Annotated in this window: 16 protein-coding genes; 11 read left to right on the top strand and 5 right to left on the bottom strand. The window is 65.0% G+C overall.

Translation table 11 applies throughout. From position 1 onward, the window contains the following. Window positions 1-3 precede the first annotated feature (3 nt). The 4 genes from A7Q26_RS00805 to A7Q26_RS00790 all read left to right on the top strand — a co-directional run bounded on the left by A7Q26_RS00805 (window position 4) and on the right by A7Q26_RS00790 (window position 5,437). Window positions 4-1,395, top strand: coding sequence for a carboxylesterase/lipase family protein (locus tag A7Q26_RS00805; protein WP_066855117.1), 1,392 nt, complete (start codon window positions 4-6; stop codon window positions 1,393-1,395). A 459-nt stretch (window positions 1,396-1,854) separates the two neighbouring features. Next, window positions 1,855-3,039: an AAA family ATPase gene (locus tag A7Q26_RS00800; RefSeq protein WP_066855363.1), complete on the top strand. Its 1,185-nt coding sequence runs from the start codon at window positions 1,855-1,857 to the stop codon at window positions 3,037-3,039. Continuing rightward, entirely contained in the window at window positions 3,036-4,052 is a 1,017-nt protein-coding gene (locus A7Q26_RS00795; protein WP_066855115.1) for a ParB/RepB/Spo0J family partition protein, read from the top strand. Before A7Q26_RS00800 ends, A7Q26_RS00795 begins: the two co-directional genes overlap by 4 nt. Window positions 4,053-4,150: 98 nt before the next feature. Next, window positions 4,151-5,437, top strand: coding sequence for a replication initiator protein A (locus A7Q26_RS00790; protein WP_066855113.1), 1,287 nt, complete (start codon window positions 4,151-4,153; stop codon window positions 5,435-5,437). Here A7Q26_RS00790 and A7Q26_RS00785 read toward each other — a convergent pair. Together A7Q26_RS00785 and A7Q26_RS00780 are read right to left on the bottom strand one after the other, a co-directional pair. Continuing rightward, on the bottom strand, window positions 5,434-5,814 hold the full coding sequence (locus tag A7Q26_RS00785; protein ID WP_066855110.1) for a hypothetical protein: 381 nt from the start codon (window positions 5,812-5,814) through the stop codon (window positions 5,434-5,436). The two genes, A7Q26_RS00790 and A7Q26_RS00785, sit on opposite strands and share 4 nt — an antisense overlap. A 152-nt stretch (window positions 5,815-5,966) precedes the next feature. After that, window positions 5,967-6,983 (bottom strand): hypothetical protein, encoded by a 1,017-nt coding sequence (locus tag A7Q26_RS00780; protein WP_066855107.1) that lies wholly within the window; start codon window positions 6,981-6,983, stop codon window positions 5,967-5,969. A gap of 367 nt (window positions 6,984-7,350) precedes the next feature. Here A7Q26_RS00780 and A7Q26_RS00775 point away from each other — a divergent pair, with 367 nt between their 5' ends. After that, window positions 7,351-8,799, top strand: a complete 1,449-nt coding sequence (locus A7Q26_RS00775; RefSeq protein ID WP_066855104.1) for an NAD-dependent succinate-semialdehyde dehydrogenase — start codon at window positions 7,351-7,353, stop codon at window positions 8,797-8,799. Window positions 8,800-8,868: 69 nt separating this feature from the next. Then, window positions 8,869-9,540, top strand: coding sequence for an SDR family oxidoreductase (locus tag A7Q26_RS00770; RefSeq protein ID WP_066855101.1), 672 nt, complete (start codon window positions 8,869-8,871; stop codon window positions 9,538-9,540). Window positions 9,541-9,567: 27 nt separating this feature from the next. Here the strand turns inward: A7Q26_RS00770 and A7Q26_RS00765 are convergent, their stop codons facing one another. Continuing rightward, complete coding sequence (locus tag A7Q26_RS00765) at window positions 9,568-10,413, bottom strand: alpha/beta fold hydrolase (protein WP_066855097.1); 846 nt, start codon at window positions 10,411-10,413, stop codon at window positions 9,568-9,570. 9 nt (window positions 10,414-10,422) lie between these two features. Further along, complete coding sequence (locus tag A7Q26_RS00760) at window positions 10,423-11,268, bottom strand: SDR family NAD(P)-dependent oxidoreductase (protein WP_066855094.1); 846 nt, start codon at window positions 11,266-11,268, stop codon at window positions 10,423-10,425. 158 nt (window positions 11,269-11,426) lie between these two features. On the opposite strand from A7Q26_RS00760, the gene A7Q26_RS00755 reads away from it, so the two are divergent. From A7Q26_RS00755 to A7Q26_RS00735, 5 genes are all read left to right on the top strand, one after another. Continuing rightward, window positions 11,427-13,256 (top strand): flavin-containing monooxygenase, encoded by a 1,830-nt coding sequence (locus tag A7Q26_RS00755; RefSeq protein ID WP_066855091.1) that lies wholly within the window; start codon window positions 11,427-11,429, stop codon window positions 13,254-13,256. A gap of 100 nt (window positions 13,257-13,356) precedes the next feature. Further along, window positions 13,357-14,733: an aromatic ring-hydroxylating oxygenase subunit alpha gene (locus A7Q26_RS00750; protein WP_066855088.1), complete on the top strand. Its 1,377-nt coding sequence runs from the start codon at window positions 13,357-13,359 to the stop codon at window positions 14,731-14,733. Further along, on the top strand, window positions 14,730-16,514 hold the full coding sequence (locus A7Q26_RS00745) for a thiamine pyrophosphate-binding protein (protein WP_066855085.1): 1,785 nt from the start codon (window positions 14,730-14,732) through the stop codon (window positions 16,512-16,514). Before A7Q26_RS00750 ends, A7Q26_RS00745 begins: the two co-directional genes overlap by 4 nt. Before the next feature lie 51 nt (window positions 16,515-16,565). Beyond that, entirely contained in the window at window positions 16,566-17,981 is a 1,416-nt protein-coding gene (locus A7Q26_RS00740) for an aldehyde dehydrogenase family protein (RefSeq protein ID WP_066855083.1), read from the top strand. Continuing rightward, window positions 17,974-19,569, top strand: a complete 1,596-nt coding sequence (locus A7Q26_RS00735; protein WP_066855080.1) for an SMP-30/gluconolactonase/LRE family protein — start codon at window positions 17,974-17,976, stop codon at window positions 19,567-19,569. The genes A7Q26_RS00740 and A7Q26_RS00735 overlap by 8 nt, the downstream gene beginning before the upstream one ends. Here A7Q26_RS00735 and A7Q26_RS00730 read toward each other — a convergent pair. Beyond that, window positions 19,555-20,364, bottom strand: coding sequence for an IclR family transcriptional regulator (locus A7Q26_RS00730; RefSeq protein ID WP_066855077.1), 810 nt, complete (start codon window positions 20,362-20,364; stop codon window positions 19,555-19,557). The genes A7Q26_RS00735 and A7Q26_RS00730 overlap by 15 nt on opposite strands. Window positions 20,365-20,453 lie beyond the last annotated feature (89 nt).

Below are 20,453 nucleotides of genomic sequence, written 5' to 3'. Positions count from 1 at the left end.
CCGATGTCTTTGCCCCTGCGCGCTCTGCTGCTGGCCGCGGCGCTGACGATGCCCGGAGCGAGCGCGTCGGCCGCGCCCGCCGATCCGCAAGTGACGATCGCCGACGGGATGCTGCGCGGGGTTGCGGAGGATGGCGTCGTCGCCTTCAAGGGCATTCCCTTCGCCCAGCCGCCGGTCGGCGACCTGCGCTGGCGTGCGCCGCAGCCGGTGGCGCGTTGGCAAGGGGTGCGCGACGCGAGCCGTTATGGCCATGACTGCATGCAACTGCCCTTTCCCAGCGACGCCGCGCCGCTCGGCACACCGCCGGCGGAGGACTGCCTCTTCGTCAATGTCTGGAAACCGCAGGCCAGCGCGGAAAAGCTGCCGGTCATGGTCTGGATCTATGGCGGCGGCTTCGTCAATGGCGGCTCCTCCCCGCCCACCTATTCGGGCGCGCCTCTGGCGAAGCAGGGCATCATGGTGGTGAGCTTCAACTACCGACTCGGCCGCTTCGGCACCTTCGCCCATCCCGCGCTCACCAAGGCGGGCGCCGATAGCGGGCTGCTCGCCAATTATGGCTATCTGGACCAGATCGCGGCGCTGCGCTGGGTGAAAGCCAATATCGCCGCGTTCGGCGGGGATCCCGCCAATGTCACCATCATCGGCGAAAGCGCGGGCGGCATGTCGGTCCATGCGCTGCTTACCTCCCCCATGGCACTGGGACTGTTCCACAAGGCAGTGATCCAGTCGGGCGGCCCCATGCCGATGGGCGACGCGACACTCGCCGGGGCAGAAAGGATCGGCGCCGCTTTCGCCGGGAAGAAGGGAATCCCGGCCCATGCGCCCGACGCGCTGAGCAGGCTGCGCGCCCTGCCGGCGGAGTCGGTGGTCGATGGGCTGAACCTTGCCGCGCTGTTCGCCGGGGGGCCGCCGGCCCATAGCAGCCCGATCGCCGACGGCAGGATCGCGGTCGACAGCCTCGCCGCCTACAGGAGCGGGCGTTTCGCCCATGTGCCCGTCATGATCGGCGCCACCAGCGATGATATTGGCGGCCCGACCGGCCCAATGGTCGAAGGGGCGCGGGCCATGGCCGCCCAATTCGCGGCGCAGGGCGTCCCGACCTGGCATTATCGCTTTTCCTATGTCGCGGATTCGCTGCGGACGCCAGCGACCAAGGGAGCGGCCCATGCCAGCGAAATTCCCTATTTCTTCGATACGGTTGCCATCAAATATGGCGATGCAGCCACGGCTCGCGACCAGCGCGTGGCGCAGATCGCCAGCGCCTATCTGGCCAACTTCGTGAAATCCGGCGATCCCAACGGCGCCGGCCTGCCCTCCTGGCGACCCGTCGGCGCGGACAAGGCCATGCTCGACCTGAGCAGCCAAGGCGCGGCAACGATCGTGCACCAACCATAGGCTGCAATGGCGGTCAGGGGGAAAATCAGCCCCTGCGCCAACGTGTTATCACGCTGCGACCAGCGTGGTTTCGGAATCGATCGAACGTGTTTTCAGGTCCGAAGGAACGTGGGATCGGTTCGGTTGGGCCGCTCGCGAATCGTGGAGTTTCCCGCCATTTCGCGTCGTGGCCCGGTGCCTAACTCCGCTAATCTCCGAATAAATCCCTAAGCGGGCCCTGCCGCCCGGTCGTTTATCATCTCGACCTGTTCAAAGGGGAGAGTTTGGCTACAGCGGGCTATCAGACCGGCGCCTTGGTCTTCGGTTCCGCGACTGCGATGCGGTTCCCATTTTGCAAGGAGCCCAACATGACAATGGCTATTCGCAGGCGGTGAGCAGGCAGGTTTGACTTTCATCGCGAAATGAGCGCATTAAACGCAAACCAGTTTATGCCGTCACGATTCGGCCATGAGGGGCGCCATGTCGTTTACCGTCAATACCTTGCGCAATGTCACGACAGCCTGCCAGCAGATGCGTGATCATATCAAGACGATCGTGTTCCGGCCGGACAATCGCAAGACGCTCGACATCAGTTTCGGACCCACCGTGGCCGCAGAACTGATCGGTCGGACGCCCGAGGCCCTGGCGAAGGCCGAAGCAAAGGGGCGCCTCCCCCAGCCCAAGCAACTGCCCAACGGGCGCCGCTACTATACCCTGGCTGACCTCACCCATATCCGCAGCGCTCTTGGCATCCATGTCGGCAAGCAGCCCGACGAGGATGCGGTCGTGCTGGCGGTGCAGAATTTCAAGGGCGGGGTGGGCAAGAGCACCATCACCAAGCATCTTGCTGACTATCTCGCCCTTCACGGCTATCGCGTGCTGGTGATCGATTGCGATCCGCAGGCGTCGACCACGACCATGTTCGACATCCAGCCCGAAACACTGATCGATGACGAGGAGACGCTGGGCGCTTTCCTCTCGCCGCGCAGCACTTTCAGCGACTTTTCCCGCACCATCCGCGATACGCCCTGGCCGACGATCAAGATTGTACCGTCGAGCCTGGGCCTTCAGGATGCGGAATGGGATCTGACGTCGACCCTGCGTGAGGGCGGACAGGCGGTGCGCGAGAGCTTGCAGGCGCTGCGCATCGGCATTGCCAGCGTGACCAAGGATTTCGACGTGATCCTGCTCGATCCGCCGCCGGCCATGGGCTTTCTGGGCCTCAACGTCATGGCGGCGGCCACGGGCTTGCTGATCCCAGTGCCCGCGCGCCAGCTCGACTATCTGTCGACGATCCATTTCATGGACACGATCGCCGACAATATCGAGATTCTCGAGCAGAATGGCACGCCGGTCAATTACGGTTTCATTCGCGTCGTCTGTTCGACCTTTTCGCCCAGCAAGCCGGGCGAGAACGACATGTGGCGGATCATGCAGGCGACCTATGCCGGGCTGTTGCTGGGGCAGCCGATTCTGGCATCCGAGGAGATCAAGAACGCGACGCAGGCGTTCCGGTCCATCTATGAATCCAAGCCATCGGCCTCGCACCAGACCTATATGCGCTGCCGCGAAAATCTGGACGCCGTCTTTGGCGAGATCGAGCAGCAGATTCGCCAGCAATGGCCGTCCACCAGCCTCACCTCCGATGTGGGCGTGGCGGCATGAGCCGGCGGTCGCTCATCAGCGAAGCGCTCGCTTCCGCGCCGAACGAACCGGCCGCCGGTGCCGCGCCTGCGCCGGAGAACAGCCCCGCCCCGCGCCCCAACTTCACCAACAGGCGCCTGGAGGCTTTCGGCGAGGCCGCGCGGATCGTGAAGCGCCCGACCATCCGGCTGAAACCGTCGGAATGTTCGGTCTGGCCCGGCAATGCGCGCGACTATTCGCTGCTCGACGAACATCGGCTGCGCAGCCTTATCGATTCGATCCTGGCCGAGGGAAGCAATCGCGTGCCCGCGGTGGTCCGACGCACGCCCAACGGTCCCCTGCCCTATGAGCTGGTGACTGGCACGCGGCGGCACTGGGCGATTTCCTGGCTCAATGCCAATCATTATCCCGACATCGACCTGATCGCGATTATCGAGGATCTGGATGATGAGGCGGCCTTCCGCCTGGCGGACATCGAAAATCGCGAGCGCGAGGATATTTCGGACCTGGAACGCGGCCTCAACTACAAGGCAGCGGTCGACACCTATTATGGCGGCGTGCAGCTGCGCATGGCGGAACGGCTGAAAATCTCCAAGTCGCAGCTGTCGCGTTACATCGCGCTGACCGAAATTCCGCCCTTTGTGGTCAGCGCCTTCCATTCGCCGACCGACCTTCAGGCAAAATATGCCGAGAAGCTGCTCCCCCTGCTGCGCGATCCGTCGAGCCGGACGAAGCTGGAGGCGGCGGCCGATCAAATAGCATCGGAGCAGAGCTTCCGTCGTTCGGGGGACGAGCAACCGATCAGTGGTCCGGAGGTGATGACCCGGCTCGTCCAGGCCACGATGGTCAAGGGGCGCGTGCAGAAGGCCATGATCGCGGCTTCGGACGGCGCGTCGATCGGGCAGGTCGAAAAGGACCAGCAGAAGATATTGACCCTGTCGCTGTCTCCGAACGGTCTGTCGACGGATGAGATATTGGCGGCGCTGCGCCCGGTGATCGAGCAGGCGAAGATCCGGGCGGCGCGGCGGCGCTGAGGATCGGATGCATGGGGATGAAAGCTGAAAATGGAGGAATAATCCTTTTATTTCAGTAGTTTGATTGCGATTTCCCTCCGGGGGGAAGCGGGGATGGGATGACGACGGCGGCCTCTGATACCGAGTTGAAGACAGCGTTCAAGGAGCGCAAGGTTCAGTTCGAGATGTTCTTCACCCTGCCTGATTTCAGCGATATTTCGCTGCGCGACTATCAGGAGACGATGCAACGGCCCTTCTTCAGCCTGTCCAAGCGCAAGCGCGTCAAGTCCATCGATTATGTCAGTCCCGATCGCACCGTCACTGTGCAGGTCCTGCCCAATCCGGCTTATGGCATGGCGACGATCTGGGACGCAGACATCATGATCTACCTGGCGTCGCACCTGAATGCGCTGCGGGAGCGCGGCACCAACGACATATCGCCCGCCATCCGGCTCCAGCCCGGCGACCTTCTCAAGCGCATATGCTGGGGCACGAGCGGACGCGCCTATGAAAGGCTGGTGAGCGCGCTCGACCGCTTGCAGGCGACGACGATCAAGACCAACATCCGTACCAATGCCAAGAGCCGGGAAACGACCTTCTCCTGGATCGACAGCTATACCCATTTGGTAGACGAGCGGACTCAACGGTCACTGGGCATGGAGATCACCCTGTCGAAATGGTTTTTCGACGGGGTGATGGACAAGCGCAACGTGCTATCGATTTCGCCGCTCTACTTCGAGATTACCAGCGGGCTGGGCAAATGGCTGTACCGCGCATCACGCAAGCATGCGGGCGGCAACGGGGCCGAAGGCTTCACAATCGGTTTTGAAACGCTCCACCAGAAGAGCGGAAGCGAGAGCAGCTACCCGGTTTTCAAGCGCAAGTTGCTCGACCTGGCTCGAGCCAATGACCTGCCCGATATCAGCCTGGAGGTGATCGATGGCGATAGCCCCAAGCCGAAGATGAAGATGGTGATGCGTCGTCACATGATCGACGGGGCGCGACGCAAGCGTGGCGCAGATTCCCCCTCCCCTCCCCCGACCGACAATGTGACGGATGCCGATCACACGTCGGACGCGTTGATCGAACCCCATCTGGCTCGCGGGCTGATCTCGCAATTATCGCGCGAGCTGCGCGTGGGATCGCCTAAGCAAGTTCAAGCCGAACCGGAGCGCAAGGTGCGGCCTCACCCCGCATCGGCCCGCCGCACCAACGCGGCCAGGATACTCGATCGCGACATCTATGATTCCATTCGGGCGGACTTTCCCGGTTGGGATTATGACGAACTGATGCGACGCTTCGACGCCTTCCTCGGCGCCAATCCGGATGAGCTGCCGCGTAACTATTCGAAACGATTCTACGGCTTCGTCAAAGAGCATCATCGCCGCAACAAGTATCGCCTCTAGTAAATTTCCCCGCGGGGTTCTTCCGCGTGGGACGGGCTGAAGGCCAGATCAAAATTCAGCAAGATTGCGGCCCATTCCATGGGATTGGTGCGCCACGGTTTCACGAGCTTCTCCGCGCGGCCGTAGAGGTCGGCCCGACAACGTGTTTTCATGTTCCCTCTGCCGGAGCGAAAAGCTTGGCCTGTTGACATTGACCACGCGCAGTCGGCGCAGCCGATATTGCGCTGTTTCAATATATTGGCATGGTCGTCACGCCACATTTGCCATTTCTGCGAACGGCTCTGCCGCTGCCCTTGCGTCGTCATGCGCCGATTCTGAAAACACGTCAGTCCGAGCACCCGCTCGATGAGGAAGGGCATCCAGCTCTGAAGCTGCACGCAAAAAAGCCCGATTTATGTGCGATCTGCCCGCGCGAGGAATGAGTATGCGTGGACCCGCCGTGCATTCCGGCCCGTCATCGTGTTTTCGGAATCGCAGCAAAATATCGACTGGGGGTAACCGGCTCAGGCCCGTTCGCCTGTCGCCGACGTCACCAGGCGAGTGGCGGGTCCGTGTCATCGTCCCAAGGAAATGCGCCATCCAAAAGGGCAAAGGGATCGCGCCGCGGCCGCGCTGGCATGTCCGATGGCGCTGCCACGGGAATGGCGTAGCTGCGATAGCTGGACTGCCCCGTTCGCTCGATGAGCAGTCCGGCTTCCGCGGCGATGGCCAGCAGCTTGATCGCTCCCGCGCTCGTCAGACCGAGCGCGTTTGCAATGCCGCTGCTGGTGACGCGGGGGTGGGCCATCGCCAAGGCGAGCATATCGGCGAGTCGGCCGGGTCGGCGCCTTGCCCGTATGAACTGTCCTGCCCGCATGGCATAGCTGCGCAGACGTATCTCCAGATCCAGATGGCCTTGTGCGCCGGCAGCAATGGCGCCCAACCACAGGCGTTCCAACGCCTCGCCTTTGATCCGTTGCCACGGCTCCGAGCTTCGCTCCAGCCCGAGCGCGATCAGCCCGCCGGCCGAGCCCTCCCATCGGCCCGGTCCCCAGCGGTCCCCGATCAGCAGACTGAAGACAAGGTCGCCGCGCCCGATCGGTGCGCGTTCGCGCCAGAGTTGGGCCAGATGTGCGCCGTGCAGCAGGGGAGGGGAGGCGGGCAGCGATGCGATGGTTGCCTGCCATCCCCTGACAGCATCCAGCATGTCCGCGAGGGACCGCTGCCATCCATGCTTCGCGGGATTACCCGCGTCCGAAACGAGACCCAGCCATCGCAACAACGCCTCTGCATCGGTGAGGATGCTGTCCAGTTCGATCGGTGCGCCGACCGCCTGACGTCCCCGGCTCAGATCGAAATCGGATGTGCGGACAGCGCCGCGGCCGTCTACCTGAATATCACTGTCGTGCAGGGGGGCCTTGTCCCACCGCGCGAGCGCATGGCGTTCGGCAATCCGCATCCGGGTGCGCAGCGGGAAGGCGACCGGACTGAGGCGCCGGCGTTCCTCCAGCCTTGCAAGCAGGGCCTGCGCTTCGGCATAGGCGACGATCAGGGATGGAGCGGACAAGAGGCAGATTCCTGGTCCAGAAGGGTATATTTTGTGGAATTATACGGTCAAAAATAATATAACAAGATCAGATATATAGCATATTATAATAAACGGTAATGGATATATAGCTAATATGCTTGATCTTGCCAATGCCGTTGGGATGGGCGTGCAATCCTTGGACTTGGTCACCGGTTCCAATGGCCATCGCGGGGTCGATCCCTTGTCATAGCCCGATCTGGCACGTTGACCCGATCCCACCTGCTCGCCAGACCAGACAGCCGAGGCATCGGCTGCCGCGCAGAGGGTAGGGGAGGGTGGCCGCATCGCGACCCTTTGCGTTCCGGCGCACGCGGGAAGCTGCCGGAGACAAGTGAAAGGTGATCTGATGACCATTGCCCTTGCCGACCCGTCCCTGTTGCGGACGCAGTGCCTGGTGGACGGCCGCTGGATCGGCGATCCGATCATCGACGTGACCGATCCGGCCAGCGGCGACACGCTTGCGTCCGTGCCCGACATGAATGCCGAAGCGACCAGGCAGGCCATCGTCGCGGCGGAGGCGGCTTTGCCCGCATGGCGCAGGATGACGGCCGGGGAACGGGCCCGCATTCTGCGACGCTGGTTCGACCTGCTGCTGGCGCATCAGGATGACCTGGCGGTGATCCTGACCCGCGAGCAGGGCAAGCCATTGGCGGAGGCAAAGGGCGAGATCGCGTATGCGGCGAGCTTCGTCGAATGGTTCGCCGAGGAAGGCAAGCGCGTATATGGCGAGGTCATTCCCAGTCATCGCGCGGACAGCCGGATCCTGGTCATCCGGCAACCCGTGGGCGTCGTCGCCGCGATCACGCCCTGGAATTTCCCCGCCGCGATGATCACGCGCAAGGTCGCGCCGGCGCTGGCTGCGGGCTGTACCATGATCCTCAAACCCGCGACCCAGACGCCACTGACTGCGCTCGCGCTCGGCGTGCTGGCGGAGCGAGCGGGAGTGCCGGCGGGCGTCCTGAATATCATTACGGGGTCGTCACGAACGATCGGAGCCGAACTCACTGGCAGCCGCACCGTGCGCAAGCTCAGCTTCACCGGATCGACCGAGGTCGGCAAGACGCTGATGGCCCAATGCGCGCCGACGATGAAGAAGCTGTCGATGGAACTGGGCGGCAATGCGCCCTTCCTGGTGTTCGAGGATGCCGATCTCGACGCGGCGGTGGAGGGCGCGATGGCCTCCAAATATCGCAACAGCGGCCAGACCTGTGTGTGCGTCAACCGCATCTTCGTCCAGCGCGGCGTCTATGAGGCGTTTCAGGCGCGGCTGAAGCTCGCGGTCGATGCGCTCAAGGTCGGGCCGGGTACCGGGCAGGGCGTCAATCAGGGACCGCTGATCGACGAGAAGGCGGTGGACAAAGTCGAGGAGCATGTCGCCGACGCGCTCGCCAGGGGTGGCCGGCTGCTGGCGGGCGGGGCGCGGCATCCGCTGGGACGCAGCTTCTTCCAGCCGACCATCATCGCGGATTGCACGCCGGACATGACATTGGCGCAGGAGGAGACGTTCGGGCCGCTGGCGGCGCTATTCGCCTTCGACCACGAGGAAGAGGCGATCGCCCTCGCCAACGCGACCGATGTGGGCCTGGCGGGCTATTTCTACACCCGCGACCTGGCGCGCGCCTGGCGCGTGGCCGAAGCGCTGGAGGTCGGCATGGTCGGGATCAATACCGGCCTCATCTCTACGGAGGTGGCACCCTTTGGCGGCATCAAGGAATCAGGCATGGGCCGGGAAGGGTCGCGCCATGGGATCGAGGATTATACCGAGATCAAATATCTTTGCATGGCAGGCATCTGACTGGCACGGAAGGGGGAAGGGGAGGCGGCTGCGTCCGCCCCTTCGCGCAGACTGGGAAGGGGAAGAACGATGACGGCTATCGTGGCGGTGACGGGAGCGGCAGGCGCGCTCGGTCGAAAGGTGGTGGCGCATCTGGCCGGGGCAGGCTGGTCGGTCGTCGGCATCGATCTGGCGGAGATGGCAGCGCCCGAACTGGCGCTGGCGCTGGGGGGCGTCGATCTGAGCGATGAGGCGGCGATGGCCGGGGCCGCCGCGCGGATCGAGGCGGAACTGGGCCGCCTCGACGGGCTGGTCAATATCGCGGGTGGGTTTGCATGGGAGACGGTCGCCGACGGCAGCGTTGCGACCTGGGACCGTCTCTACGCCATGAACGTCCGCACCGCACTGATCGCCAGCCGCGCGCTGCTGCCGTTGTTGCGCCTCGGTGGAGGCGCCATCGTCAATATCGGCGCGGCTGCTGCGGTCAAGGCGGCGGGCGGCATGGGCGCCTATGCTGCGTCCAAGTCCGGCGTGGCGCGGCTGACCGAGGCGCTGGCGGAAGAGCATAAGGATGAGGGGGTGCGCGTGAACGCGTTGTTGCCCAGCATCATCGATACGCCCGCCAATCGCGCCGACATGCCCGACGCGGACTTTTCCCGCTGGGTCGCACCGGAGGAACTGGCGGGCGTGGCGGCCTTCCTGCTGTCGCCCGAGGCACGGGCGATCACCGGAGCGCTGATCCCGGTGACGGGCCGGGTCTGATCCGCGTGGGCCGGGCTACGGGCGGACCTATCCCGCCTGCCGGTCGACAAAGGCCATGACCGCATCGTTGAACGCGTCATTGGCGTCACCCGCGACCATATGATGCGCGCCGTCGATATGGACATAGTCGGCGTGCGGGACGAGGTCCATGAAGGCGCGCGCGCCTTCGTCCGTTACGACCCGGCTGCGGCCGCCGCGGATCAGCAGGGTCGGGATGGTCAGCCCGCGCGCGGCGGTTTCGAGTACGGTCGGACCTTCGGTCTGCTGCCTGGGATCGGCGCCCATCGACATGAAGGCGGGATCCCAGTGCCAATAATAGCGGCCGTCGCGCAGCCGCAGATTGCGGGCGAGTCCCTTGCTGCTTGCCGGCCGCTCGCGATGCGGCAGATAGGCGGCGACCGCTTCGGCCGCCTCCTCGACCGAAGCGAAGCCGCCGGCGCCCGCGCTCATGAAGGCGATGACTTCCTGTGCGCCCTCCATGTCGACATGGGCCGTGATGTCGACCAGCACGAGCGCATGAATGGCTGAAGGGTCGGTCGCGGCGACGATCATCGCGACAAGGCCCCCGAGCGATGCGCCGACGATGACCGGCGGCCGGTCGAACCCGGCCAGAACGGCACGCAGATCGTCGGCGAAGATGGTCAGGCTGTAGGCGCCATCGGGCGACCAGCCGCTGTCGCCATGGCCGCGCAGGTCCATGCTGATCGCGCGATGGCCGTGTCGGGCTGCCTCCACCAGCGCCTTGCCCCAGCTTTGCCGGGTCTGGCCGCTGCCATGGAGGAACAGGACGGGCTGGCCGTCGAGAGGGCCGACAGCGTCCGCGGCGAGGTCGACGTTGGTGCCACGGAGGGTCAGATGCTCGATCTTGCTCATGCCCGACCTTTAGCGTTGGATGGCCGCACGGAAATCCTCATTCTTGAGGAAGAGCGAAGTGTTGTCCGCGCCCAGATGGGTCCATTTGAGGTTGAGGCCACCGTCCACCAATATCGTCTGGCCGGTGATGTAGCTCGACAGGTCGGACAGGAGGAAGGCGATGACGCCGGCCTGCTCTTCCGGTTGGGCGCGTCGGCCCATGGCGATGGCCGCGCGGTCGCGTTCGCCATCCTCGTCGATATAGGCGCCCGAACCCGGCGTGATCGTGGTGCCGGGGGCCACCGTGTTCACCCGGATATGGTCCAGCGCCAGTTCCGTCGCCAGCGTGCGCGTCGCCGCGACGACTGCGGCTTTCGCCGTCCCGTAGGCGATATGATAGGGCGCGCTGTTCATCCCGCTGATCGACGACACGCCGACGATCGCCCCCGGCAGGGAGCGCGCGCGCAGTTCGCGCGTCACGGCCTGGCTCATGAAGAACATCGTCTCCAGATTCTGTTCGAACAGCGCGCGCCAGTCCGCGCGGGTGACGCGCTCGGCCCGCATCCAGGTCTGCGGCGCCGCGCCGCCCGCCACATTGGCCAGCCCGTACAGTGTTCCCGGCGCCGCCAGCGCCGCCTCCATCACCTGCGCCACGCCTTCGTCGGTGCCGACGTCGGCGATCACCGGCACGATCGACAGACCGCCGGTGATCAGCGGCGCGATGTTTTCGTCGAATTTTCCCCGGGTGCGCCCCGCCGCGATCACCGTCGCCCCCGCCTCGGCCAGCATCCGTGCGGTAGCGGTGCCGATGCCGCCGCCCGCTGCGCCGGTGACGATGATCGTCCGTCCCGTAAAATCCATCAGCTGCTGCGCCATGCCCGATTCCTCTCCTTTTTGCCGCGCGAATCTAGCCCGATGCGGGAAGCGCGAAACAGCCCGTCGGGGAAAAGATCGCTCCCGCGCTAACAGCCCGGCTCGCATTGCAAATGAACAGTCCTGTTGATTAGTTGGGGCCAACAAGATCAGGAGTGGATATGAGCTGCAATCCCACGCGGACGCCGGCGGCCGACAGTTTCGACATGGCCGCACTGCGCGAGAAATATCGCGAGGAGCGCGACAAGCGGCTGCGCAGCGACGGGCAGGGCCAGTATCAGCCCACGACCGATGACCAGACGCACAGCTATGACGTCGATCCGCACATGGCCGTCGCGCCGCGCGACCCGATTTCGGAGGATCTGGATGTGCTGGTGCTGGGCGCGGGCTTTGCCGGGCTGCTCGCGGGCTATCATCTCACGCGGCAGGGCGTCACCGATTTCCGCAACATCGACCATGCGGGCGACTTTGGCGGGGTGTGGTACTGGAACCGCTATCCCGGCATCCAGTGCGACAATGACGCCTATTGCTATCTTCCGCTGCTGGAAGAGACCGGCTTCATGCCGTCGAAGAAATTTGCCGACGGCGCGGAAATTCAGGGCTATTGCCGCCATATAGCGGAACGGTTCGGCTTTGCCGACCGGGCGATCTTCCACACGCTCATCACCTCGCTCACCTGGGATGAGGCGATCCAGCGCTGGCGCGTGGGGACCAGCCGGGGCGACGAGTTCCGTGCCCGCTTCGTCATCATGGGTTGCGGCGTGCTCAACATGCCCAAGCTGCCGGGGATAGAGGGCATCGGCCGCTTCAAGGGCAAGATCTTTCACACGGCGCGCTGGGACTATGACTATACCGGCGGCAGCTACGCGCAGCCTGTGCTCGACCGGCTGGCGGACAAGCGCGTCGCGATCGTCGGCACCGGCGCCACCGCGATCCAGGCGGTGCCGCATCTGGCCCGCCACGCTAGGCACCTCTACGTCATCCAGCGCACGCCCTCGACCGTCGACGAGCGGCCCAACCCCCCCACCGATGCGGACTGGGCGGCCGCGCTCCAGCCTGGGTGGCAGGCGGAACGCATGGCGAATTTCCACCGCGCCGCCATGGAATTTTTCCTGCCCGGCGAACCCGACCTGATCTGCGACATCTGGACCGAGATCGCGCGCAACCTGGCGGCCGAGCTGCAGGCCGAAGGCTGGCCGCAGCTCAGCCCGGAAGAGTTCATGGCCCGGCGCGAAGTGGTCGATTATCGCGTGATGGAACGGCTGCGCGCGCGCGTCGATTCGCTGGTGGAGGACCAGGCGACTGCGGAGGCGCTCAAGCCCTGGTACCGTTATTTGTGCAAGCGGCCGCTGTCGAGCAACGACTATTACAGCGTCTTCAACCAGCCCAACGTCTCGCTGGTCGACGTGGCCGACTCGCGCGGGCTGGAGCGGATCACCGAAGCCGGTTTCGTGTCGGACGGCGTCGAATATCCCGTCGACTGCATCATCTTCGCCAGCGGCTTCGAAGTCACGAGCGAGCTGAAGCGGCGCTGGGGCATCGACGTGGTCCGGGGTCGCAATGGCCTGTCCATCTACGATCACTGGGCCGACGGGCCGAAGACGCTGCACGGCACCATGACCCATGGTTTCCCCAACCAGTTCTACATCGGCTATATCCAGGGCGGCCTGAACGCCAGCGTCACCGAACAATTCGGGCGGCAGGCGGAGCATATCGCCCACATCATCCACGCGACGATGGCGAAAGGCGCGACGTCGGTCGAAACCACTCAGGCCGCGCAGGACGATTATGTCCGCCATTTCCATGAGGTCGAGATCGATATGTCGGCTTTCCAGATGGAATGTACGCCGAGCTATTTCACCAATGAAGGCCAGGTGAAGGCGCCCTGGGCGCTGTTCCGCAGCTATGGGCCGGGATGGACCGCCTTCCAGACGCTGCTGCGCGACTGGCGCGCGCAGGGTGACCTGGCCGGCATGGAATTGCGGTCATGATCGCCGGGGGGATGATGTCGTCGCGCCGCCCGCTTTCGCTTGGGCGCACAGGCGCGAACGCGATAGGTCGGCGGACCGGAGCGGGATGCGGGAGGATGGCATGAACAGGCCGACCAACATCGATGTCGAGGATCTGGCCAAGCCGCTGACCTATCCGGTCGAAGCCTTCCTGTCGAAGGACTATGCGCTCGCCGAGAAGGAGCAGCTCTGGCCCAAGGTCTGGCAGGTGGCCGCGCGTGTGGAGGAATTGCCGGAGGTCGGCGACTGGCTGACCTACGACATATGCGATGACTCCATCATCATCATCCGTGTCGCGCCGGATCGGCTGAAGGCTTTCCACAATGTCTGCCCGCATCGCGGCCGGCAACTGGTCAACGTGCCGGAGGATGTCCATTCGGTGCGCGGCAACAAGCGGCGCAACTTCATCTGCGGTTTCCACGGCTGGACCTTCGATATCGAGGGGAACAACAGCTACATCCTCGATCCGCAGGACTGGCAGGGCGCGCTGACGCCCGAATGCACGCGGCTGTCGGACGTGCGGGTCGACATATGGGGCGGGTGGATATGGGTCCATATGGACATGGACGCCGAGCCGCTGGCCGATTTCCTGGGCGATGCCGGCCGCATCCTGTCGCATTTCGAAATGGACAGGATGCGCTACAAATGGCGCAAATGGGTCGTCTATCCGTCGAACTGGAAGACCGCGCTCGAAGCCTTCATGGAACCCTATCATGTCGCGGGCACGCACAGCCAGTTGCTCGCCTATGGCGACTATTATGCCTATAGCGCGGCCTATGGCCTGCATGGGGTGAGTGGTTTCGACCAGCGCAATCCCGCCTTCCAGATGAGCCAGAGTTCGAGCGTCACCCGCGCGGGGAAGGGCGACGATCCACGCCGCTCCACCTATGAGCTGATCCGCGAAAATTACGAGACGCTGAACTATGCGGCCTCGACCGAGACGCTGGTCAACGCCGCCAGTCGCCTGGTCGATGAACTGCCCGAAGGGACGCCGGCCGGCGATGTGATCGCCCACTGGATGAAGTCGGCAAAGGCCGACGATGCCGCTCGCGGCGTCATCTGGCCCGAAATCCCCCCCGATGTGATGGCCGAGGCGGGGCTGGCCTGGCATATCTTCCCCAACATGTCGGTGTTGCAGGGGATCACCTTCGCGCTCTGTTACCGCGCCCGGCCCTATGGCGACGATCCGAACAAGTGCATCTTCGAATCCTACGCGATCGAGCGTTTCCCTGAAGGCCAGGAGCCGGCGACCGAATGGGACCATGCTGAGCCGACGGCGGAGGGATGGGGTTCGGTCCTCGCGCAGGACTTCTCCAACATGAAATGGGTGCAGAAGGGGATGAAGTCGCGCGGGTTCCGCGGGCCGCTGCCCAATCCGCACCAGGAACGCAAGATCACCAATTTCCACCGCAACCTCGCCGCGTACATGGGTACGGGCGCACCGAGGCTATTGAAATGAGCTATGACGATCCCAAGCCCGCCGTCGACGTGAACGCAACGGACAAGAAGGGCACGCCGGTCTACAAGCGGATGCTGGACCTGTTCGAGGCCGAAGGCATCAACACCCTGTTCGGCATTCCCGATCCGAACTTCGTCCATATGTTCCTGGAGGCCGAACGGCGCGGCTGGACGGTCGTCGCCCCCCATCATGAGGCCGCAGCCGGCTTCATGGCCGAAGCGGCATCGCGCATCACCGGCAAGCCGGCGGTCGCCATCGGCACGCTGGGGCCGGGCATCGCCAACATGGCGCCGGCGATCCAGTGCGCGCTGGTCGAACACTCGCCGGTCATCTTCCTGTCGGGCCAGCGTGCCCGCGTGACCGAACAGCGGGTCCGACGCGGCCGCATCCAGTTCGTCAAGCAGATGCCGTTGTTCGAGAACAGCGTGAAATATGCCGCCTCGATCGAATATGCCGACCAGACCGACGAAGTGGTCCGCGAAGGCATCCGCAAGGCGATGGGCGGCACCCCCGGCCCGGTCTATATCGAATATCCCAGCCATATCATCCTGGAGGAGCTGGACCTGCCGGCGCCGCTGCCGCCCGAGCGCTATCGCCTGGTCAATCAGGGCGCGGACATCGACCGGGTCAGGCAAGCCGCCGACCTGATCCGCGCGGCGAAGAACCCGATCCTGCTGTTGGGCCATGCGGTCCATACCACGCGATCGGGCGCGGTGGTCAAGCAACTGGCCGACCTCATGAACTGTCCCGTCATTCAGACCTCGGGCGGCACGAGCTACATCAAGGGGCTTGAGGATCGCACCTTCCAATATGTCTTCTCGAAGGCATCGATCGAAGCGGTCACCGAGTCGGACCTGGTGCTGGCGCTGGGTACCGAACTGGGCGAGCCGGTCCATTTCGGCAAGTGGCGCTACTGGCAGAAGAATGAAGCGATCCGCAAATGGGTCTATGTCGAACAGGATGCGTCGGCGATCGGCGTCAACCGCCCGATCGACGTGCCGCTGGTCGGCGACCTGCGCGGCGTCGTGCCGCAGCTTGTCGCCGCATTGAAGGACAGCCCGCGCGCGCCCGCGCCCGGCCTTGCCGCCTTCATGCGGGAAGGGCAGGCGGAGCTGGACGAACTCGCCGCGGAATCGCTGACCAAGAGCGACGGGACCGGCGACCTGCCGATCCACCCCGCCCGCCTGGCGGTGGAGGCGACGCAGGCCTTCCCCAGGGACGGCATATTGATCCGCGACGGCGGGGCGGGTGTCATCTTCCAGTGGACCTATTCGCAGTGCAAGCCGCATGACGTGATCTGGAACCAGAATTTCGGCCATATCGGCACCGGCATCCCCTATGCCACCGGCGCGATGCTGGCGGATCGGGCGGCGACGGGCGTCAGCCGGCCTGGCCTGCTGCTGACGTCGGACAGCAGCTTCATGTTCCACATTGCCGAACTGGAGGTGGCGGTGCGTACCAAGCTGCCGCTGGTCTGTGTGATCGGCGTTGACAACCAGTGGGGTCTGGAAGTGGGTGTCTACAAGCGCACCTTCGGCCAGGGAACGGAGGAAACCGGTACCCATTGGAGCAAGGATGTGCGCTTCGACAAGATCGGCGAGGGCTTTGGCTGCCACGGCGAATATGTGACCCGCGCGCAGGACATCAAGCCGGCGATCGAGCGCGCCTATGCCAGCGGCAAGGTGGGCGTTGTCCATGTCGTGATCGACCCCAAGGCGAATTCGGAAGAAATGCCCAAATATGCCGAATTCCGCACCTGGTATGCCGAAGGCACGCAGTAAGCGGCAAGCGATCCTCCCTCATGGCGAGAGGATCGAACGATGGAGAGACCCATGCGCGATCATCTGCAATTCTACATTGACGGCCAGTGGGTCGACCCGGTCGAACCCCGAACCGCCGAGGTCATCAACCCGGCAACCGAGCAAGTCGCCGGACATATCGCGCTGGGCTCCGTCGCGGACGTGGACAAGGCCGTCGCCGCGGCCCGTCGCGCTTTTCCCGTCTGGTCGGAAACGACGCGCGAGCAGCGGCTCGACCTGCTCCGCGCCATCCAGGCCGAATATCAGCGCCGCCTGCCCGACCTGGGCGCGGCGATCCGCGAGGAGATGGGCGCGCCTTCGGGCCTTGCCAATGGCTTCCATGTCGGCCTTGGCGCGGGCCATCTCCAGACCGCGATCGAACTGCTGGAGCATTTTCCGTTCGAGGAATTGCGCGGCGCCACGATGATCCGGCGCGAGCCGATCGGCGTCTGCGCGCTCATCACGCCGTGGAACTGGCCGATGAACCAGACTTGCGTGAAGGTTTTTCCTGCGCTCGCCACGGGGTGCACGATGATCCTCAAGCCGCCTCAGCTCGCGCCCTTCTCCGCCCAGATCCTTGCCGAAATCCTCGATGCGGCTGGCGTGCCGGCTGGCGTGTTCAACATGATCCAGGGGCAGGGCAGCGTCATCGGCACGGCCCTGTCCACGCATGAGGATGTGGACATGGTGTCCTTCACCGGTTCCGAACCCGTAGGCGTTCAGATCCAGAGGGATGCCGCCGCCACGGTCAAGCGCGTCGGCCTCGAACTGGGGGGCAAGAGCGCCTTCGTCATACTGGATGACGCCGCGCTGGCCGACAATGTCGCGGGCGCGACGGCGGGCATGATGGGCAATAGCGGCCAGACCTGCAGCGCCGGATCGCGCCTCCTCGTCCCCCGCGCGCGCCTTGACGAGGCGCTGGCGGCGGCGAAGGCGGCGGCGGACAGCGTCACGGTGGGCGACCCGGCGGGCGATGTCGCCATGGGTCCGGTGGTGTCGAAGAGCCAGTACAACATCATCCAGGACTATATCGCCAAGGGGCTGGAGGAAGGCGCGACCCTGATCGCCGGTGGCCCCGGTCGTCCCGACGGCATCGAGCGCGGCTGGTTCGTCCGCCCCACCTTATTCCTCGGCACCAACGACATGGTGATCGCGCGGGAGGAGATATTCGGTCCGGTGCTGGTCATTATTCCCTATGACGATATCGACGATGCGGTGGCCATCGCCAATGACAGTCCCTTCGGCCTGGCCGGCTATGTGAACGGCCTCGACACCGATCTGGTCCACGGAGTGGCGCGGCGGCTGCGCACCGGCTGGGTCAGCATGAATGGCGGTTTTGACTTCCACGCCCCCTTCGGCGGCTACAAGCGCAGCGGCAACGGGCGGGAATGGGGCGAGTTCGGCTTCCATGAATATCTCGAAGTCAAATCCATGCTTGGTTATGCCTGACCTCATTGGCCGCATCGCGCCGACCGGCATGGCGGCGGCCGAAGGCTGGACGCTGGAGCGCCTCACTCCACCCAGCCGCCTCTATGGCGCAAACGGCCTGGCGGTCGGCCCCGACGGCCGGCTGCATGTCGCGCAGGTCGGCGGCAGCCAGGTCAGTGCGATCGATGTCGACAGCGGAACGATCGACACGATCAGCCCGATGGGCGGCGCGATCGTCGCGCCCGACGATCTGGTGTTCGACGAGGCGGGCAATTGTTATCTGACCGAGATTACCGAGGGTCGCGTGTCGATGCTGACGCCCGGCGGTCAGGCGCGCGTGATCCATGGCGATATTCCGGTCGCCAACCCTATCACCTGGCATCAGGGCCGCCTGATCGCGGGCGAATGCCGCATGGGCGCGCGCATCCTGGAATTGGCGATCGACGGCGGCGCGCCGCGCGTTATCCTCGACGGCATCCCCATGGCCAATGCGTTCCAGGTCGGGCCGGACGGCAAGCTCTATGTGCCGGTCATGGGCGCGAACCAGATCTGGCGGGTCGATCTCGACACCGGCGCGCATGAGGTCGTCGCCGGCGACCTGGGCGTCCCGGATTCGGTGAAGTTCGACAGCAAGGGTCGCATCGTCACCACGCAGGTCGCCAGCGGGCAGGTGCTGCGCATCGACCCGGTCAGCGGCGTGCGCGAGGTGCTGGCCGATCTTGGACCGGGTCTCGACAATGTGGCCTTCATCGGCGACCGCCTCTTCGTGTCCAGCATTCCCGGCGAAATCACCGAAATTCTCGCGCCGGGCAAGGTTCGGCCAGTGGTCGCGCGCGCGCTGCAATGGCCGCTCGGTCTGGCGATGGGCGCGGACGGGGCGCTGTTCGTGGCGGACGGCACGTTCGGCTATACGCTGGAGCCGGGTGGTGCGCCACAGCTTGCGGGTATGATCTTCCATCCCGGCTGCCCGGGCTATATGCGCGGGGTTGCGCCCGGCGCGCAGGCCGGCGAGTGGATCGTCACCACAGGTCTGGGCAGCGTTGCCCGCTACCGGCCGGGTGAGGGGGCGAGCGATTTCCTCAGCCATGGCCATGACCGGCTGATGGGCGTCGCCGTCGCGCCCGACGGCGCGGTGATCTTTGCTGAACAGGGCAGCGGTCGCGTGCTGCGCGCCGACAATGGATCGGTCGAGGCGATCGCGCAAGGACTGGACCAGCCGACGGGCGTGGCGATCGACGCCGACGGCGTGGTCCATGTTACCGAAGCAGGAGCCGGGCGCATCGTGCGGCTGTCGGGTGGCCGGGCCGAAACGCTGCTGGACGGGCTGGACCGGCCCGAAGGGCTGGCGATCAGCGGCGATCGTCTCGTCACGCTCGACAGCCGGGCGAAGGCGTTGGTAGCCTGTTCGCGCGCGGGTGACGAGCGCGCACTGCTTGCCACCCATCTCCCGGTCGGCGCACCTCCGGGTGTCACGCCCAGATATCTCGGCCCGATCGGCGACATGGCGGGACCGATGATCAACTTTGCCGACGTGGCGGCGGGCACGGATGGGACACTGTATCTGTCGGGCGACGCCGAAGGTAGCGTGCTGGCGCTACGCGCCGCCTAGCTGGTCGGACAAGGTCCGCGCCGCCTCGACCAGCGACCGCTGCAGTTCGGCCAGCCCGCCACTGCGCGCGAGCGCCCCGCCGATCCCGATCGCCACGAGGGCGTGGACGGGTCGCCCCGCGCCCTTCCACACCGGGGCGGCGACCACGGTCACGCCCGCGATATAGTGTCCTTCATCCACGGCGAAGCCCTGCGCGCGCGTCTGGCGGACCTGCGCCATCCAGTCGTCGAAGCTGGGTGGGGCGTCCCACCGCAACTGGTGAAAGCGCGCCTCCAACTCTGTCTCGTCATGCTCGCCGAACGCCGCGATGCAGCGTCCGGTCGCGCTTATGAGAGCGGGAAAGCGGCTGCCGATCTGGGTGCTGAGCTGGAAGCCGCTGCCCGATTGCGCCATTGCGACAACGATCATGTGATCGAGGCCCACCGCCTGCACCCCCAGCATGGTGAGGCCGAAACGGTGCGCCAGCCGGTCGAGCAGCGGTTGGGCGAGATCGTTGAACGGGTCGCGCCGCAGCCAGTGGCGCGCCAGCGTCAGCACCCCTGCCTCCAGCGCATAGCGTTTGGTGTCGGGATCGAAGGACACCAACTCCTCCTCCGCCAGCGCGCGCAGCACATAGAGGCAGGTGGATGGCACCAGCCCCAGTTCCTTGGCGATCGCCTGGACGCCCAGCGGCCGGTCGCTTCGCCCGAGCAGCCGCAGGATCGCGGCGGCCCGGGCTATGGCGGGCGCCTTGCTCTCCTTCACTGCGCGGGCGACCTTGCGGACGGTGGAAGGGGGGAGGGCAGGCTGGGTCATGCAGAGGCTCCATCGTCCGGGCGATGGACGATCATTCAAAATATAGAATATCATTCAGCATTTACAACAATTGAGTCGTCGTGACATCC

Source organism: Sphingobium sp. TCM1 (assembly GCF_001650725.1).
Classification (GTDB): Bacteria; Pseudomonadota; Alphaproteobacteria; order Sphingomonadales; family Sphingomonadaceae; genus Sphingobium.
The sequence above is the reverse complement of the archived record's forward strand: the minus strand, read 5'-3'. Positions and strand labels throughout refer to the sequence as shown.

Excerpts from the sequence above, each read along its gene's own strand:
- A7Q26_RS00755 (WP_066855091.1), top strand. The coding sequence starts at position 11,427 with ATGAGCTGCAATCCCACGCGGACGCCGGCGGCCGACAGTTTCGACATG.
- A7Q26_RS00745 (WP_066855085.1), top strand. The coding sequence starts at position 14,730 with ATGAGCTATGACGATCCCAAGCCCGCCGTCGACGTGAACGCAACGGAC.
- A7Q26_RS00770 (WP_066855101.1), top strand. The coding sequence starts at position 8,869 with ATGACGGCTATCGTGGCGGTGACGGGAGCGGCAGGCGCGCTCGGTCGA.
- A7Q26_RS00765 (WP_066855097.1), bottom strand. The coding sequence starts at position 10,413 with ATGAGCAAGATCGAGCATCTGACCCTCCGTGGCACCAACGTCGACCTC.
- A7Q26_RS00760 (WP_066855094.1), bottom strand. The coding sequence starts at position 11,268 with ATGGCGCAGCAGCTGATGGATTTTACGGGACGGACGATCATCGTCACC.
- A7Q26_RS00795 (WP_066855115.1), top strand. The coding sequence starts at position 3,036 with ATGAGCCGGCGGTCGCTCATCAGCGAAGCGCTCGCTTCCGCGCCGAAC.
- A7Q26_RS00800 (WP_066855363.1), top strand. The coding sequence starts at position 1,855 with ATGTCGTTTACCGTCAATACCTTGCGCAATGTCACGACAGCCTGCCAG.
- A7Q26_RS00735 (WP_066855080.1), top strand. The coding sequence starts at position 17,974 with ATGCCTGACCTCATTGGCCGCATCGCGCCGACCGGCATGGCGGCGGCC.
- A7Q26_RS00805 (WP_066855117.1), top strand. The coding sequence starts at position 4 with ATGTCTTTGCCCCTGCGCGCTCTGCTGCTGGCCGCGGCGCTGACGATG.
- A7Q26_RS00740 (WP_066855083.1), top strand. The coding sequence starts at position 16,566 with ATGCGCGATCATCTGCAATTCTACATTGACGGCCAGTGGGTCGACCCG.
- A7Q26_RS00775 (WP_066855104.1), top strand. The coding sequence starts at position 7,351 with ATGACCATTGCCCTTGCCGACCCGTCCCTGTTGCGGACGCAGTGCCTG.
- A7Q26_RS00790 (WP_066855113.1), top strand. The coding sequence starts at position 4,151 with ATGACGACGGCGGCCTCTGATACCGAGTTGAAGACAGCGTTCAAGGAG.
- A7Q26_RS00730 (WP_066855077.1), bottom strand. The coding sequence starts at position 20,364 with ATGACCCAGCCTGCCCTCCCCCCTTCCACCGTCCGCAAGGTCGCCCGC.
- A7Q26_RS00750 (WP_066855088.1), top strand. The coding sequence starts at position 13,357 with ATGAACAGGCCGACCAACATCGATGTCGAGGATCTGGCCAAGCCGCTG.